Origin of the sequence: Cellulomonas sp. WB94 (assembly GCF_003115775.1) — a bacterium.
In the GTDB taxonomy this organism is placed as follows: domain Bacteria; phylum Actinomycetota; class Actinomycetes; order Actinomycetales; family Cellulomonadaceae; genus Cellulomonas_A.
In genome coordinates this window covers 913,473-929,320 of sequence record NZ_QEES01000002.1, presented here as the reverse complement: position 1 = coordinate 929,320, position 15,848 = coordinate 913,473, and the positions used below count along the sequence as shown (strand labels likewise).

Genomic DNA, 15,848 nt, shown 5'->3' with positions numbered 1-15,848 from the left:
TCGACGACCGACGTCACCGACAATCGAACGATGACCGACACAGACGGCACGGCGCGACGGCCCCGGCGGCCGGCGATGCTGAGCCCGGCGCAGGCGGACGAGCTGCCGGGTGACCTCGACCCGGCGCTGCGGTCCGAGGTCGCCCACACGACAGCGAGCGCGATCGTGCACCAGGGGCGACGCGGCGGAGACGACCCCGAGCTCGTCGCGCGGCTCGTCGGTCTCGTCGAGGCCGAGGGGCTCGACGTGGTGGCGGCCATGTGGGCCGACAGTCCGCCCCGGACCCTGCCCGGCGCCCTGTGGCGCCTGTACGTGCTGCGCGAGTGGGTGCGGCGCGACCCGCAGACCCTCGCGGAGCGCTACCGGCTCGGCGTCTCGGCAGCGCCCGTGCACGAGGTGGTGGCGGGGGTCGCCGAGCCCACGGGGCCGGCCGAGCTGCGCGACATGGTCGACGCCGTCCTGTCGGGCGTCTACACCGGCGACCTCGCGGTCGCGCTCGAGCGCGGCGCCGCGTTCTGCCGGGTCCTCGCGACCGGCGCGGCGTTCGACGCCGACTACCTCGAGGGAGCCGACGCGAGCGCGGCGCAGCGGTTGACCCGCGGGGCGTCGTCCCTGGTCAGGACGTCCGAGGAGCTCGAGGAGGCGGCCGGCCTGTGGCGCGCTGAACGGCTCGACTGACCCTCACAAGGGTGCGTCGTAGAATGGGCGGCGACGTCGGGCCGCGGTAGCCCCGGGCTCCACACACAGCCGCTACGAGCGGCCTCCGCGCCGACAGGCGCTCTGCGGTCCGGCGTCGCCCCCGATCCTCGCTGCCCCCGATCCTCGCTGCCCCCGCAGTTCACCCGCTCGACGGCCCGGCGTACACCTGGCGGTCGCCCACCGCGTTACGTGTTCACCTCCGCGTTGCCCTAGCCTGTGGTGACATGTTTCCCCTCCACCGGAGCCTCCTGTGCGCCTGCGCCTGACGCCGCGTGACAACACCTTCTTCGATCTCTTCGCCGCCTCGGCGCAACACCTCGTGACAGGGGCCAACCTCCTCAGCGAGATGCTCGGCGCCGACCGCGCCGGCCGCAAGGAGATCAACAAGCGCATCGGCGAGGCCGAGCACCTGGCCGACGAGGCCACGCACTCGATCATGCGACGCCTCAACCAGACGTTCGTGACACCGTTCGACCGCGACGACATCTACATGCTCGCCGCGAGCCTCGACGACTGCATGGACTACATGGAGGAGGCGTCGGACCTCATCGTGCTCTACAAGCTCGAGGCGCTCCCGGCGCGCGTCGCGGACCAGGTCCAGGTGCTCCAGCGGGCCGCCGAGCTCACCGCCGAGGCGATGCCCCGGCTGCGCTCGATGTCCGACCTCGCCGAGTACTGGGTCGAGATCAACCGCCTCGAGAACCAGGCCGACAAGGCCCACCGCAAGCTGCTGGCCCAGCTGTTCGACGAGATCACCGACCCGATCCTCCTCATGAAGCTCAAGGAGGTCGTCGAGAAGCTCGAGGACGCGGCGGACGCCTTCGAGAAGGTGGCCAACACGGTCGAGACCATCGCGCTCAAGGAGTCCTGAGCCCAGGTGGAGATCGCGCTCGTCGTCGTCGTGGTGGTCGTCGCCCTCGGCTTCGACTACACCAACGGATTCCACGACGCGGCGAACGCCATCGCGACGTCGGTGTCCACGCGGGCCCTGACACCCCGCGCCGCACTGCTGATGGCCGCCGTGTTCAACCTGCTCGGGTCGCTGCTCGGCACGGGCGTCGCGCACACGATCGGCTCCGGCATCATCGACATCGGCCCTGAGGCCGGGGTGCACGGTCTCGTGATCGTCCTGTCCGGGCTGATCGGCGCGATCGCGTGGAACCTGGTCACGTGGTGGCTCGGCCTGCCGTCGTCCTCGACGCACGCACTGATCGGTGGCCTCACCGGCGCCGGGCTCGCGTCGGCCACGACGGTGCACTGGGCCGTCATCCTGGACAAGGTCGTCCTGCCGATGGTCATCTCGCCGCTCGTGGGCTTCGGGCTCGCGTACGTCGCGATGGTCGGTGTGCTGTGGATCGTCCGGAACATGGCGCCGACGAAGACCCAGCGACGGTTCCGGCTCGCGCAGACGGCCTCGGCCGCCGCCATGGCGCTCGGGCACGGCCTGCAGGACGCGCAGAAGACCATGGGCGTCATCGTGCTCGCGCTCGTCGCGGGCGGGTTCCACAGCGGCACGGACATCCCCCTGTGGGTCAAGCTGTGTGCCGCGTCGGCGATCTCGCTCGGCACGTACTCGGGCGGCTGGCGCATCATGCGCACGCTCGGGCGCAAGATCATCGAGCTCGACCCGGCCCGCGGGTTCGTCGCGGAGACGGCCGCGGCCTCGGTCCTGTACACGACGGCGTTCGTCTTCCAGGCGCCCATCTCGACGACCCACACGATCACCTCGGCGATCATGGGCGTCGGCGCCACGAAGCGGCTGTCCGCGGTCCGCTGGGGCGTCGCCCGGAACATCGGTGTCGCCTGGATCCTGACGATCCCCATGGCGGCTCTCGTCGCCGCGGCCGTCTACACCGCAGTCAGGCTCGTCGGACTCGTCTGAGGTCCGGCCAACCCGTCAGGCGACCGGCGGCCGGTGCGTCTCGGTGGCCACGACCCGCGGACCCTTCTCGCTGTGCGCGACGTGCGCCACCAGCACGGCGCCCGGCTTGAGGTACGGGTCCTTCGAGGGCAGTGCCACCTCGGCGGCGTGCACCGCATGGGACGCCAGGACCTTGAGCACCGTCGGCAGGACCGGTCGGTGCGTGCACACGACGACGTCGCGGCCGGACCGGAGCAGCCCGTCGACCTCCGCCTCGACCCGCTGGGGTGAGCTGTCGTGCTCCGCCTCGGTCAGGTGGACCGAGTCGCGCGGCACGATCGAGGTCGCCTCGGCGTACGGCTCGATGGTCGTCCGGCACCGCGCCCAGTGGCTCGTCACGATGTCGGTGACCCCGAACGCGGACAGCACGGGGACGAGGGCCGCGGACTGCAGGACGCCCACGGGCGTGAGCGGCCGGTCCAGCTCGGTGCCCGGCCAGGTCGAGCGGCGGCGGGCCTTGCCGTGCCGTGCGATCACCACAGCACGCGTCACGAGCCGGCCCCTGGTGTGGGCGTCGACGAGCGCGTTCAGCGGCTCGCAGTCGAGCACGTTCGTCAGCTTCTTCGCGGCGGCGGCGACGTCGAGCCACCGGGTCCGGTCGATCTCGTCGGTCGAGGCGCGCGGCACGGGCGGCCGGGCGACCAGCGCGGCCGCGTCGGGCCGCCCGGCGATCTGCGCGGCCCAGTAGGTGACGCGCTTGACCCGGCCGTCGACGAGCGGGTACTCGAGCGACGGCAGCGGGATCCCGAGGACCACGTCGTAGCCGGTCTCCTCGGAGACCTCACGCACCGCGGCTCCCGGCAGGGACTCGCCCGCGTCGAGCTTGCCCTTGGGCCAGGACCAGTCCTGGTAGCGCGGCCGGTGCACGAGCACGACCTGCAGCCGGCCCTGGCGCAGCCGCCAGACCAGCGCGCCCGCTGCCTCGACGACGGGTGGGGCAGCAGTCTTCACCGGGCGGAACCGAAGCGTCGACGCTGGCGGGCGATGAGCTCGGTCTGCAGGTTGCGCAGCGGGCCGGTCGGTCCGACGTGGTGGCGGACCCACGTGCCGTCGGCCTCGAGGTGCCACGACGCGGTGCGGTCGTCGGCCGACTCGGTCAGCAGGTCGATCAGCTCGGTGATCTCGTCGGGGTCGGCGATCCGCACGAGCGCCTCGACGCGCCGGTCCAGGTTGCGGTGCATCAGGTCGGCCGAGCCGATGAACACCTCGGGACCGTCCGAGGCCCGCGCCGGGACGCCGCCGCTCATGCTCAGCACGCCGTCGGACGCGGCGAACGCGAAGATGCGGGAGTGCTCGAGGAACCGGCCGAGGATCGAGCGCACCCGGACGGTCTCGCTCAGGCCCGGCACGCCCGGCCGCAGCGCGCAGATGCCGCGCACGACGAGGTCGACCGGCACGCCGGCCTGCGAGGCGCGGTACAGCGCGTCGATCGTGTCCTCGTCGACCATCGAGTTGACCTTGATCTTGATCCACGCGGGTCGGCCGTCCCGGGCGGCGGCGGCCTCCCGGTCGATGCGCTCGATGAGCCCCGAGCGGACCGAGCGCGGCGCGACGAGCAGCCGGTGGAACCGCGACTTGGGCGCGTAGCCCGACAGCTGGTTGAACAGCCGCGTCAGGTCCTGGCCGACGTCGGGGTCGCACGTGAGCAGGCCCAGGTCGGTGTACATGCGCGCGGTCTTCGGGTTGTAGTTGCCCGTGCCGACGTGGCAGTAGCGGCGCAGCCCGTCCGACTCCTGCCGCACGACGAGGCTGAGCTTGCAGTGGGTCTTGAGCCCGACGATGCCGTACACGACGTGGACGCCCGCCTGCTCGAGCTTGCGCGCCCAGGAGATGTTCGCCTCCTCGTCGAACCGCGCCTTGATCTCGACGAGCGCGAGGACCTGCTTGCCGGCCTCGGCGGCGTCGATGAGCGAGTCGACGATGGGGGAGTCGCCCGACGTCCGGTACAGCGTCTGCTTGATGGCGAGGACCGCCGGGTCGGCGGCGGCTTGCTGCAGGAACGTCTGGACCGACGTCGAGAACGAGTCGTACGGGTGGTGCAGCAGAACGTCGTGCGCGCGGATCGCCGCGAAGATGTCGGTCGGGGTCGCCGACTCGACCTCGGCGAGGAGCCGGTGCGTGGACGGGACGAAGTTGGGGAAGTGCAGGTCCGAGCGCTCGATGTCGGCGATGAGGTGCAGGCCGGTGTGGTCCAGGGGCGCGGGCATGTCGTAGACCTCGGCCGGGACGACCCCGAGCTCGCGTGTGAGCAGCTCGCGGATGCGCGGGCTCGTGCCGTCGGCGAGCTCGAGCCGGACGGGCGGGCCGAACCGGCGCCGCAGCAGCTCCTTCTCCATGGCCTGCAGGAGGTTCTCGGCGTCGTCCTCCTCGACCTCGACGTCCTCGTTGCGGGTCACCCGGAACGTGTGCTGCTCGAGCACCTCCATGCCCGGGAACAGGTGGTCGAGGTGCTGGGAGATGACGTCCTCGAGCGGCACGAACGACGTGGGGCCGAGCTTGCCGCCGGTCGTCTTGGCGGTCGGTGCGCTCGGGCGGCCCTTCGCGTCGACCGCGATGTAGCGGGGGAGCAGCGGCGGGACCTTGACGCGGGCGAAGTGCTCCTTGCCGGTCGCGGGGTTGACGAGCATGACCGCGAGGTTGAGCGAGAGCCCGGAGATGTAGGGGAACGGGTGCGCGGGGTCGACGGCGAGCGGCGTCAGCACGGGGAAGATCTGGCGGCGGAAGTACTTGTGCAGGCGCTCCTGCTCGGCCTCCTGCAGCTCGTCCCAGCGCACGAGCGTGATGCCCTCGGCCGCGAGCGCGGGCTGGACCTGCTCGGCGAAGACGCGCGAGTGGCGGGCCGTCAGCTCGTGGGCGCGCGCGCTGATCTCCTCGAGCACCTGCCGCGGGCTCAGCCCCGACGCGGCCGTCACGGCGATCCCGGTCGCGATCCGCCGCTTGAGCCCGGCGACCCGCACCATGAAGAACTCGTCGAGGTTCGAGGCGAAGATCGCGAGGAAGCGGACCCGCTCGAGCAGCGGCTCGTCGGGGTCCTCCGCGAGCTCGAGGACGCGCTGGTTGAACGCGAGCCAGCTGATCTCGCGGTCGAGGAACCGGTCGTCGGGGAGCGCCACGCGTTCGGTGCGCTCGTACTCGGCCTGCGTCTGGGGTGCGTCCTCGGTCGCGATGTGCTCGGCGATGTGCGCGGCCAGCTGGGGTGCGAGCGGGCGGCCGCCGCGCAGGCGCTCGGTCACGCCGTCCTGGAACCGGCCGTTCTCCTCCGCCATGACCTCCTCGACGACCGACGCGACCGACGCGACGGCAAGGTCGGCCCCGGCGGCCGCGCGAGGGGTGCGCGGTCGCGTCTGGCGGGGCGCACGCGGCGTCCGTGCTCGGGTGGGCCTGGAGGGTGTGGCGTCGGTCATCGGCCTATCGTTCCACTCGTCGGTGAACTCGCGGTGCCGGACGGGGCAGATCCGGAACCGAACATCACATCGACCGCGCTGCGCGTGAACCCGGCGCGCGTGTAGGTGCGCACCGCGGCCGTGTTGTCGGCCTCGGTGTAGAGGATCGCGGTCCGCAGACCCGCGTCGGTCAGGTGGTCGAGGGCGAGCGCGGTCAGCGCGGTGCCCAGTCCGAGGCTCTGGGCGTCGGGGTCGACCCCGACGACGTAGAGCTCGCCGACGGCCGGCTCCGCGCCGTCGGTCGGGTGCACCTTGGTCCAGACGGCTGCGAGCAGCTGTCCGTCGCGCTCGGCCAGGAGCAGACCGGCGGGGTCGAACCACGGCTCGTGCTCGCGCGCGTCGAGGTCGGTGCGGGTCATGCGGCCCTGCTCGGGGTGGTGGGCGAACGCGCGCGCGTTGAGCCGGAGCCACGCGTCCTCGTCGCGGCCCGGCACGAAGGCTCGCACCTGGACGCCGGCGGGGAGCACGGAGGCTCCCTGCCCGGGCGCGTCCGCCGGGCGTGCGGTGAGGTCGAGGCTCATCTGCCACAGCTCGCGGACGACGACGAGGTTGGCCTGCGCCGCGAGAGCACGCGCCGCGGGGAGGTCGCCGTGCGCCCAGACCGCGAGGTGGCGTGGCGCGTCGACCAACGCGTCCAGGCGCGCGAGGAGAGTCGTCCCGATGCCTCGTCCGCGCGCCCGCGGCGCCACGACGAGCTCGCTGCTCGCGTCCGGGGCGCCGAGGTCGAGTTGGGCGTACCCGACGACGCCGACGTCGTCGCGCGCGATCAGGTGGACGACGTCCGTCTCGGTCGTGCCGTCGAGGCGCAGGAGCGGCTGCTCGGACAGCGGCGCGACGCCGTCCACCGCGGCAGCCGTGGCCGCGAGCGACCGGACAGCGGCAGCCATGCCGGGTTCGAGCGATCCGCGAACCGTCTCGATCCGGACGTCGGGGAGGGTCATGGGAGTCATCCCACCACGGTCGCGAGGTCGGTGCGAGGTGCTGCGTCGTGGCCGCAGCCTGCCGGGGTCCTGGGGCGACGAGGCGTGCACCGGGCAGGACTCGACGCGCTGCGTTATCGACACAAGTGTCGGTATCTGTCTCGACAGCGCGTCGGGAACCTGGCGCGACGAGAGGAGTCCCATGTTCTTGGCCTGGCGCGAGCTGAGCTTCGCACGTTCCCGGTTCGGCCTCATGGGAGGTGTCGTCGCGCTCATCGCCGTGCTCGTGGTCCTGCTCTCAGGGCTGTCGTCCTGCCTGGTGACCGACGGCGTCTCGGGGCTGCAGCGCGTCCCCGCCACCGCCTTCGCCTTCGCGGGCGGCACCAAGACCGACTCCGCCTTCTCGCGCAGCACGATCGACGTCGCCGAGGTGGCGGCGTGGCAGGGTCGCGCCGGCGTCGCCGATGCGGCACCGTTCGGCAACCTGCTCATCAACGCGAAGAACCAGGCCGGACTGCCCGTCGACCTCGCCCTGTTCGGTGTCGAGGCCGGCTCGTTCCTCGCCCCGCAGGCCGCGCAGGGTGCGGCGCTCGGCACCACGCCGGACGACATCGTCGTCAGCCGGACGGCCCTCGATGCAGGTCTCGCGATCGGCGACGTCATCACCGTCGACCGGCTCGGCACCACGATGACCGTGATCGGCGCGACCAGCGACCAGCACACGTTCGGTCATGTCGACGTGGCCTACGTACCGCTGCGCCTCTGGCAGGAGCTGCACGCCGGCACGGGTCCGGGCGACCCCGTGCGCGCGGACGCCTACTCCGAGGCGACCGCCGTCGCCCTGCGAGCCGTCGACGGTGCGACGATCGATCTCGCAGCCGGCGACGCCGCGGTCGGCACCACGAGCATGACGCGCGCGGCGTCGTTCGCCGCCTCGCCGGGCTACACGGCCGAGACCTCGACCCTGATGCTCATCCAGGTGTTCCTCTACGCGATCTCGGCGCTCGTCGTCGGCTCGTTCTTCATGGTCTGGACCATCCACCGGCAGCACGAGCTGGCGGTGCTGCGGGCCATGGGCGCCTCGACGTCCTACCTGCTGCGCGACGGCCTGGTGCAGGCGCTCCTCATTCTTGTGAGTGCGACCGCGCTCGGCGTGGGCGTCGGCGTGGCCGGAGGTGGGCTCTTGTCCGGTACCAGCATGCCGTTCGCGCTCGAGGCGCCGGCGATCGGACTCGGCTCGGGGCTGCTCGTCGTGCTCGGCATGATCGGTGCGGCCGCAGCGATCGTCCGCATCACCCGGATCGACCCGCTCGCGGCGCTCGGAGGACAGCGATGACCAGCCAGGAACCCATGATGAGCACCACCCGGGGCGCGAGCGCGACGACCGAGCGTGACCCCGGTCTTCGCCTGACCGGGGTCACGCTCCGGCTCGGAGACGGCGACAGCGTCGTCACGGCGCTCGACGACGTCCACCTCGACGTCCAGCCTGGCGAGCTCGTCGCCGTCGTCGGCCCGTCGGGCTCGGGCAAGTCGAGCCTGCTCGCCGTCGCGGGCACGCTCACTACGCCGGACGAGGGCACTGTCGTCATCGACGGCGTCGACCTGGCGACCCTGAGCGCGAAGGGTCGGGCCCGGTTCCGCCGGGAGCACATCGGATTCGTCTTCCAGTCCGGGAACCTCCTGCCGGCTCTCACCGCGATCGACCAGCTGCGGCTCGTCGCCCACGTCGCGGGCCGCCATCAGGCGTCGCGCGACCCGCTCGAGCTGCTTGCCGACGTCGGCATGACGGCCAAGGCGACGCGTCGCCCGCACGAGCTGTCGGGCGGTGAGCGGCAGCGCGTCGGGATCGCCCGGGCGCTCATGACCAAGCCCTCGTTGCTCCTCGTCGACGAGCCCACCGCGGCCCTCGACCGGGCGCGGAGCCAGGAGGTCGTCGAGCTGCTCGCCCGCGAGACGAGGCGGTCCGGCGTCGCGACCGTCATGGTCACGCACGACCACGACGTGCTGCACCACTGCGACCGGGTGCTCGAGATGGTCGACGGTCGGCTGTCGCGCTAGCGTGCGCTACGGCGCGAGTGCGGCCGAGATGGCCCGCAGGCCGTACGGGATCGCCGTGCGGGCCATCGTCCAGGTGTGGAACTGGCCCGGCTCGATGCGGTACAGCACGGACTGCCCGCGCGCGGTGAGCTGGGCAGCGAGTCCGGCCGCCTCGGACGCGTCGCCGCCGCGGGCCGCGCCACCCGCGGCGAGGAACACCGTCACGGGGTGCGCGAACGTCATCGTGGGCAGGTACCGGCGGGGGGAGTGCGCCGCGATCTCAGCGTCGGTCGCGAGCATCGCCCGACCCCCGCTGCCCGGGTTGTCGTACGCCTCGAGCGCGATGATCGCGCCGTACAGCTCGGGGTGGCGCAGGCCCTGGTCGAGCGCGCAGAAGCCGCCCGACGACATCCCGCCGATCGCCCGGTGGCTCCAGTCGGCAGCCGTCGTGTAGTGGGCGTCCACCCATGGCACGACGACCTGGTTCAGGTACGTCTCGACCTGCGAGCCGCCGCGCGTCGAGTCGAGACACTCGGTGTCGCTCTGCCCGACGCCGTTGACGTCGGGGGCGACCACGATCATCGGCCGCACGAGGTGGTGCGCGATCAGCACGTCCATGACATGCGCGATGTCGCCGCCGGACATCCAGTCGGCGGACGTGCCCGGCGTGCCGTGGACGAGGTACACGACCGGGTAGCGGGTCGAGGCGCTCGGGTCGTAGCCCGGCGGGGTGTAGACCCACGTCGTCGAGGTGGGCATGCGCAGCGCGGCAGGGGCGGCGATGGTCACGGGGACGACGCCGCCGGTCGCGGCCGTCCCGACCGACTCGTGCGAGGTCAGCAGCAGCGCGGCCGCGGCGACGGACGGGACGTACCCGACCCACGCGTTGAGCCCGAGGGCAGCCGCGACGACGAGGGCGACCCCCGCCCCGGTGCGCGCGGGCCACGCGCGCCGGCCGCGACGACGACGCGCCACCGCCAGGACGACGAGCGCCACCGCGACGCCGGCGGCGACGACGGCCGGCCACCACGTGGACAGCAGGTCATGGTTGTCGCTCAGGGCGACCAGCACGTCGCGCGGCAGCGTCGGCGCGGGCACCGGCTGCGGGCTGTCCACGGCACCATTGGCTCACGTCCACATGGGAGCCGCCTGGGAACTCGGCGAAGGCTTGCTGGGAGCTGCCCCTGCCCGACCTCTGACGTGCGCGCCGGCCGTCCGCGGCCGTCATGATGTGGCTGTGCCCCATCCGACCTCCACCCTGGACGACTGGCGTCGCCGCGACCGCGTGCGCACCCAGGCTGCCGTCGGCGTCGCGGTCGTCGGGGTCGTGGGCATCCTCTCGGCCGTCAGCGTCCCGATGTACCGCCGCCTCGCCGTGGTGCTCGAGATCCTGCCGTTCCACGTGCCCCGCGCGGCGGCGTCGACCCTCGTGCTCGTGTCGTTCGCGCTCCTGCTGACCGCGCGTGGCCTGCGCCGTGGGCAGCGGCTGGCCTGGGGGGCGACGCTCGCGCTGCTGCTCGTCTCCGCCACGCTGAACGTCGTCAAGGGCCTCGACGTCGAGGAGGCCGCGCTGGCGCTCGCGGCGGCTGTGTGGCTCGCGCCTCATCGTGGGGCGTTCCCCGTGCTCCCGTCCACGTCAGCGGTCCGCCGGGCCGTTGTGCTCGGGGTCGGCGGGACGGTCGGCGCGCTGCTGCTCGGCACCGGGATGTCGATGGCGTTCGGGCACCGCCACCACCCCCGGCTCGGCGAGTCGGCCCGCGCTGTCGCCGAACGGCTCGGCGGCAGCTCGCTCCTCCCGCTGCCCGGCGTCGGGCACTTCGTCACGCCGGCCCTCGTGGCGGTCGGCGTCGGCATCGTCATCTCGACGCTGTGGGTCCTGCTGTCGCCGCGACAGGGGCGTCACCTCACCGGCGCGACGCACGTCGCCGAACGCGAGCGGGCGCGGGCCGTGGTCGCCGCGTACGGCGGGGGGACGCTCGACTACTTCGCCCTGCGCGACGACAAGGACTGGTTCTTCGCGGGCCGCAGCGTCGTCGCGCACTCGGTCCGGCGCGGCGTGTGCCTCGTGTCGCCCGACCCGATCGGGCCGGCCGACGAGCGCGAGCTCGTGTGGGCCGAATTCATGGCGTATGCGGAGCGCGGCGGCTGGTCGATCGCGGTGATCGGGGCCGGCGAGGGGTGGCTCGGCATCTACGAGGCGTCGGGCCTGCGTCCGGTCTACCTCGGCGACGAGGCGGTCGTCGACTGCGCGACGTTCAGCCTCGACGGCCGGTCGATGAAGAGCCTGCGCGGCGCGTACGGACGGGTCACGCGTGCGGGGTTCACCGCGACCTTCGTGAACCCGTGCGACCTCGGGCCGGACGAGCGGGCCGAGCTCGAGAGCCTCGCGGCGGCGAACCGGCGCGGCGCCGCCGAGCGCGGGTACTCGATGACGCTGTCGCGGCTGTTCAACCCGCACGACCGCGACCTGATGCTCACCGTGGTGCGGGACTCGGCCGGCGTGGCGCAGGCGTTCCTGCAGTGGGTGCCGGCCGCGGGCCTCCACGGCTGGTCGCTCGACGTGATGCGCCGCAGCCCCGACCGCTCGCTGCCGAACGGCCTCATCGACTTCGCCGTGCTCGCGACGATCTTCCACGTCGCGCCGAGCGGCGGTGCGCTCTCGCTCAACTTCGCGGTCCTCCGGGAGGTGCTCGTCGGCGACTCGCAGACCGCCGGGGCCCGGTTGTCCCGTGCGGCGCTGCGCGGGGTCTCGGGCCACGCGCAGGTCGAGTCGCTATGGAAGTTCAACGCCAAGTTCGACCCGCGCTGGCAGCCGCGGTTCGCGGTGCTCGACTCGGTCGAGTTCGTGGCGACGCAGGGGCTCGTCATGGCGGGCGCCGAGGGCGTGACCGAGCTGCCGGTCGTCGGGCGGTTCCTGGGTCGCGGCGCGTGAGTGCCGCGCTGCTGGCAGCGGTCGCGGGCGCGCTCCTGTACGGCTCAGGGACGGTCCTGCAGGCGCTGGCTGCCCGGCGAGCCTCCGGACCGGGGGTGCTGCGTCATCCCTGGTACGTCGCCGGGCTCGGGTGCGACCTGCTGGGCTGGCTCGCGTCGCTCGTCGCGCTGCAGTCGTTGCCGCTCTTCACCGTCCAGGCGCTCCTCGCGGGCTCTCTCGTCGTCACGGTGCTGCTCGCGCGGGTCGTCCTGCACGCGCCGTTGCGACGCGTCGACGCGGTGGCTGTGGTCGTCGTCGTGGGTGCGCTCGTCGTGCTGGCCGGGGCGGCGGGCCCGGAGTCGCTCGTGCGGGCGTTGCCCGACGGGTTCACGGCGATCGTCCTCGTCGCGCTGGGCCTCCTCGCCGCGGTGACCGCGGCCTGCTACCGCCACGGACCTGGCTGGCTCTTCGCGCTGCTCGCCGCGCTGGGCGCATCGGGCGCGGCGATCTGCGCGCGGGCCGTCACCCTGCCGGCGGGTGCGGTCAGCGGGGAGCTCGTCCGGGCAGTCGCCACCGAGCCGCTCGCCTGGGCCGTGGCGGGGTTCGGGCTGCTGATGACGGTGGCGTACGCGCGTGCGCTCGAGCGCGCCGGGGTCGGGGCGACCGCCGCCGTGATGGCGGTCGTGGAGGTCGTCATCCCCGCCGCGGTCGGTCTCGCGGTCCTGCACGACTCCGTCCGGCCGGGCTGGCCTGGTGCCGCGCTGGTTGCCGCAGCGCTCGCGCTGGCCGCGTGCGTGGCCCTCGCCGCGAGCCCCGCGACGACGGCCACGGGGCACGTCCCCGTCGTACCCGCCGCCGCGAGGTAGCCCGTCCGGGCTTCGGACGGCCAGAGAGCCGCCGTCCTGAGACGACGGCTCTCTGCCGTGGCGCGGTGCGGCGGAGACGTCAGTCGGTGGCCGACGTCGGCTCGGCCGGTGACGCCTTCGATGTAGCGGGCGCCGCAAGACCTGCCGAGATGAGGTCCATCACGGACGAGTCGGCGAGCGTCGTCGCATCCCCGACCGTGCGGTGCTCGGCGATGTCCCGCAGCAGCCGGCGCATGATCTTGCCCGACCGGGTCTTTGGCAGCTCCGCGACGACGAGGATCGTCCGGGGCTTGGCGATCGGCCCGATCTCCTTCGCGACGTGGTTGCGCAGCTCGGTCGCGATCTCCTCGGCGGGCCGGTCGCTCACCGCGTCCTGGCGCAGGATGACGAACGCGACGACGGCCTGCCCGGTCGTCTCGTCGTTCGCCCCCACGACCGCCGCCTCCGCGACGCTCGGGTGGGACACGAGGGCCGACTCGATCTCGGTCGTCGAGAGCCGGTGACCGGAGACGTTCATGACGTCGTCGACGCGTCCGAGCAGCCAGATGTCGCCGTCGTCGTCCTTCTTCGCGCCGTCGCCCGCGAAGTACAGGCCCTTGAAGCGGGACCAGTACGTGTCCTGGTAGCGCTCCATGTCGCCCCAGATCCCGCGCAGCATCGAGGGCCACGGCTCGGTCAGGACGAGGTAGCCGCCTCCGCCGTTCGGCACGGGCTTCGCGTCGTCGTCCACCACGTCGGCGGCGATACCCGGGAGGGGTACCTGCGCCGAGCCCGGCTTGGCGGTCGTCACCCCCGGCAGCGGCGAGATCATGATCGCGCCCGTCTCCGTCTGCCACCACGTGTCCACGACCGGGGTCCGGTCGCCGCCGATGACGTGGCGGTACCAGACCCACGCCTCGGGGTTGATCGGCTCGCCGACCGAGCCGAGGACCCGCAGGCTCGACAGGTCGTGGGCGCCGGGGATGTCGTCGCCCCACTTCATGCAGGTCCGGATCGCCGTGGGCGCCGTGTAGAGGATCGAGACCTTGTACTTCGCGACGATCTCCCACCAGCGGCCGCGGTGCGGCGTGTCCGGCGTGCCCTCGTAGATGACCTGCGTCGCGCCGTTGATGAGCGGCGCGTACACGACGTACGTGTGGCCCGTGATCCAGCCGATGTCGGCCGTGCACCAGTAGACGTCCGTCTCGGGCTTGAGGTCGAAGACGTTGAGGTGCGTGTACGCCGCCTGCGTCAGGTAGCCGCCGGTCGTGTGCAGGATCCCCTTGGGCTTCCCCGTCGTGCCCGACGTGTACAGGATGAACAACGGGTGCTCGGCCTCGAGCGCGACCGGTTCGTGCTGGTCGCTCGCGGCCTCGAGCGCGTCGTGCCACCACACGTCGCGGCCCTCGGTCCACTCCACGTCCTGACCGGTCCGACGCACCACGAGGACATGGTCGACCGTCGGGGCACCCTTCGCGAGGGCCTCGTCGACCGCGGGCTTGAGCGCGCTCGCCGAGCCGCGCCGGTAGCCGCCGTCGGACGTGATGACGAGCTTCGCCTCGGCGTCGAGGATGCGGGAGTGCAGCGCCTCGGCCGAGAACCCGCCGAACACGACCGAGTGCGGGGCGCCGATCCGGGCGCACGCGAGCATCGCGATGACGGCCTCGGGGATGAGCGGCATGTACACCGCGACCCGGTCACCCGTCCCGACCCCGAGCGCGACGAGGGCGTTCGCCGCCTTGGACACCTCGCGCTGGAGGTCGGCGTAGGTCAGCGTGCGGGTGTCGCCCGGCTCGCCCTCGAAGTAGATCGCAACGCGGTCGCCGTGGCCGGCCTCGACGTGCCGGTCGACCGCGTTGTAGGCCGCGTTGATCGTCCCGTCAGCGAACCAGCGGGCCACCGGGGCGCCCGACCAGTCGAGGACCTCCTCGAACGGCGTCGACCAGGTGAGCAGCTCGCGTGCCTGCTCGGCCCAGAAGCCCTGCGGGTCGGCCTTCGCCCAGGCGTAGCCCTCGGGTCGCGCGTTGGCCTGAGCAGCGAACTCCGGGTCCGGGGCGAAGCGACGGACCTCGGTCGACAAGTTCTCCAGGGCGTCAGCCACGGCGGTACCTCCTGGGCAGCGACGATGCGTCGGGGAACGGCTCTGTCCCCCGCTCGGCACTCTAGTAGGACGACGGTCCCGAGCGCTCGGTCGGACCGGGCGCCCGCAGGCTCAGGCGGCCCGTCCCCGCTCGCGGAACTCCCCGAGCACCCGACCGCGCCGCTTGGCCGCCGCGGTCGCGACGCCCGCCATGAGCAGCAGGAACCCGACGAGCAGGATCGTCCCCGACGTACCGGCCACGGTCGCGTGCGAGACGGTGTCGCGCGAGTTGGTCGTCGCGAGCCACCGCATCGTCTCGTTGCGGGCGATCCCGGGCGCGTACAGGAAGACAGCGCCGGCCACCGCCGCGAGGATGCCACCCGAGATCGGCGCCGCGGCGGTCCGCGCACCGAGGTAGACGACGACGGCCAGCACGAGGACGGCGGCGGTCACGAACGCGATCCCCCACACGTCGAGCGACGCGTCCCAGGTGTCCGCCTGGACGCCGAGGATGCGCCCCTGGCCCACGAGCCCCAGCGCGAGGGCAGCGGCCGTCGCGAGCACGCCGATCAGGACGCCCCACAGGTGACCGCCGAACCCGGTCGAACGCGGCGGCACGGGCTCGACGACGTCGGTGCGGGTCGTGGGGGCGACGGGCGGGGGCGTGACGTCGGCATGTGCGGCCGGGGTGTGCGTCGCCGTCGCCGCGTACGAGGGTCGGCCCGCGACGGGCTCGACAACAGGCTCAGCGACCGGCTCGCGGACGACGCTCGAGGGCGTGTCCGTCGCGTCGGTTCCGGGCGGCGGCGTCGGTGCGGGCCGGTCCGCGGCATGTGCCGCGGCCGCGCGGGCTGCCGCGCCGCGCGTCGTGCTCGGGGGTGACGTCGAGTCGATCATGGGGTCGGGCTCACCGCTGGGGATGTGCGGGTCGGAGGTGCTCACGTGTGCTCCTTCGTCGCCGAGTCGGGTCACGTCAGTCGACGTGGCCTACG

At 72.9% G+C, this 15,848-nt stretch carries 13 protein-coding genes; 7 read left to right on the top strand and 6 right to left on the bottom strand.

What is annotated here, in order from left to right:
- Nucleotides 1–75: 75 nt before the first annotated feature.
- From DDP54_RS05410 to DDP54_RS05400, 3 genes are all read left to right on the top strand, one after another.
- The gene (locus DDP54_RS05410) at nucleotides 76–678 is read left to right on the top strand and encodes a hypothetical protein (protein ID WP_109132378.1); all 603 of its coding nucleotides are present in this window, start codon (nucleotides 76–78) and stop codon (nucleotides 676–678) included.
- A gap of 271 nt (nucleotides 679–949) precedes the next feature.
- Nucleotides 950–1,570 carry a DUF47 family protein gene (locus DDP54_RS05405; protein WP_109130876.1) on the top strand — a complete coding sequence of 207 codons (621 nt, stop codon included), beginning with the start codon at nucleotides 950–952 and terminating at the stop codon, nucleotides 1,568–1,570.
- Nucleotides 1,571–1,576: 6 nt separating this feature from the next.
- Nucleotides 1,577–2,581, top strand: a complete 1,005-nt coding sequence (locus DDP54_RS05400; RefSeq protein ID WP_109130875.1) for an inorganic phosphate transporter — start codon at nucleotides 1,577–1,579, stop codon at nucleotides 2,579–2,581.
- A 15-nt stretch (nucleotides 2,582–2,596) separates the two neighbouring features.
- Here the strand turns inward: DDP54_RS05400 and DDP54_RS05395 are convergent, their stop codons facing one another.
- The 3 genes from DDP54_RS05395 to mshD all read right to left on the bottom strand — a co-directional run bounded on the left by DDP54_RS05395 (nucleotide 2,597) and on the right by mshD (nucleotide 7,013).
- On the bottom strand, nucleotides 2,597–3,571 hold the full coding sequence (locus DDP54_RS05395; protein ID WP_109130874.1) for an NUDIX hydrolase: 975 nt from the start codon (nucleotides 3,569–3,571) through the stop codon (nucleotides 2,597–2,599).
- A complete protein-coding gene (locus DDP54_RS05390; protein WP_109132377.1) occupies nucleotides 3,568–5,886 on the bottom strand; it encodes an RNA degradosome polyphosphate kinase in 2,319 nt (772 codons plus the stop codon). Before DDP54_RS05390 ends, DDP54_RS05395 begins: the two co-directional genes overlap by 4 nt.
- 134 nt (nucleotides 5,887–6,020) lie before the next feature.
- Entirely contained in the window at nucleotides 6,021–7,013 is a 993-nt protein-coding gene (mshD, locus tag DDP54_RS05385; RefSeq protein WP_109130873.1) for a mycothiol synthase, read from the bottom strand.
- Nucleotides 7,014–7,185: 172 nt separating this feature from the next.
- Between mshD and DDP54_RS05380 the strand changes: the two genes are divergently transcribed.
- Complete coding sequence (locus DDP54_RS05380) at nucleotides 7,186–8,319, top strand: ABC transporter permease (protein ID WP_109130872.1); 1,134 nt, start codon at nucleotides 7,186–7,188, stop codon at nucleotides 8,317–8,319.
- A gap of 17 nt (nucleotides 8,320–8,336) precedes the next feature.
- A complete protein-coding gene (locus DDP54_RS05375; protein WP_109132376.1) occupies nucleotides 8,337–9,041 on the top strand; it encodes an ABC transporter ATP-binding protein in 705 nt (234 codons plus the stop codon).
- 6 nt (nucleotides 9,042–9,047) lie between these two features.
- On the opposite strand, the gene DDP54_RS05370 is transcribed toward DDP54_RS05375, so the two are convergent.
- Entirely contained in the window at nucleotides 9,048–10,136 is a 1,089-nt protein-coding gene (locus DDP54_RS05370; RefSeq protein ID WP_109130871.1) for an alpha/beta hydrolase-fold protein, read from the bottom strand.
- 121 nt (nucleotides 10,137–10,257) lie between these two features.
- On the opposite strand from DDP54_RS05370, the gene DDP54_RS05365 reads away from it, so the two are divergent.
- Together DDP54_RS05365 and DDP54_RS05360 are read left to right on the top strand one after the other, a co-directional pair.
- Nucleotides 10,258–11,952, top strand: coding sequence for a phosphatidylglycerol lysyltransferase domain-containing protein (locus DDP54_RS05365; protein ID WP_109130870.1), 1,695 nt, complete (start codon nucleotides 10,258–10,260; stop codon nucleotides 11,950–11,952).
- A complete protein-coding gene (locus tag DDP54_RS05360; protein WP_197711320.1) occupies nucleotides 11,949–12,797 on the top strand; it encodes a hypothetical protein in 849 nt (282 codons plus the stop codon). Before DDP54_RS05365 ends, DDP54_RS05360 begins: the two co-directional genes overlap by 4 nt.
- A gap of 79 nt (nucleotides 12,798–12,876) precedes the next feature.
- On the opposite strand, the gene acs is transcribed toward DDP54_RS05360, so the two are convergent.
- Nucleotides 12,877–14,877 (bottom strand): acetate--CoA ligase, encoded by a 2,001-nt coding sequence (acs, locus tag DDP54_RS05355; RefSeq protein ID WP_109130869.1) that lies wholly within the window; start codon nucleotides 14,875–14,877, stop codon nucleotides 12,877–12,879.
- A 111-nt stretch (nucleotides 14,878–14,988) separates the two neighbouring features.
- A complete protein-coding gene (locus tag DDP54_RS05350) occupies nucleotides 14,989–15,798 on the bottom strand; it encodes a hypothetical protein (RefSeq protein ID WP_109130868.1) in 810 nt (269 codons plus the stop codon).
- Between the last annotated feature and the right edge of the window lie 50 nt (nucleotides 15,799–15,848).

What these genes read in the sequence shown, in the direction of transcription:
- DDP54_RS05410 (WP_109132378.1), top strand. Translation starts at nt 76, where the DNA reads ATGCTGAGCCCGGCGCAGGCGGACGAGCTGCCGGGTGACCTCGACCCG.
- DDP54_RS05390 (WP_109132377.1), bottom strand. Translation starts at nt 5,886, where the DNA reads ATGGCGGAGGAGAACGGCCGGTTCCAGGACGGCGTGACCGAGCGCCTG.
- mshD (WP_109130873.1), bottom strand. Translation starts at nt 7,013, where the DNA reads ATGACTCCCATGACCCTCCCCGACGTCCGGATCGAGACGGTTCGCGGA.
- DDP54_RS05380 (WP_109130872.1), top strand. Translation starts at nt 7,186, where the DNA reads ATGTTCTTGGCCTGGCGCGAGCTGAGCTTCGCACGTTCCCGGTTCGGC.
- DDP54_RS05375 (WP_109132376.1), top strand. Translation starts at nt 8,337, where the DNA reads ATGAGCACCACCCGGGGCGCGAGCGCGACGACCGAGCGTGACCCCGGT.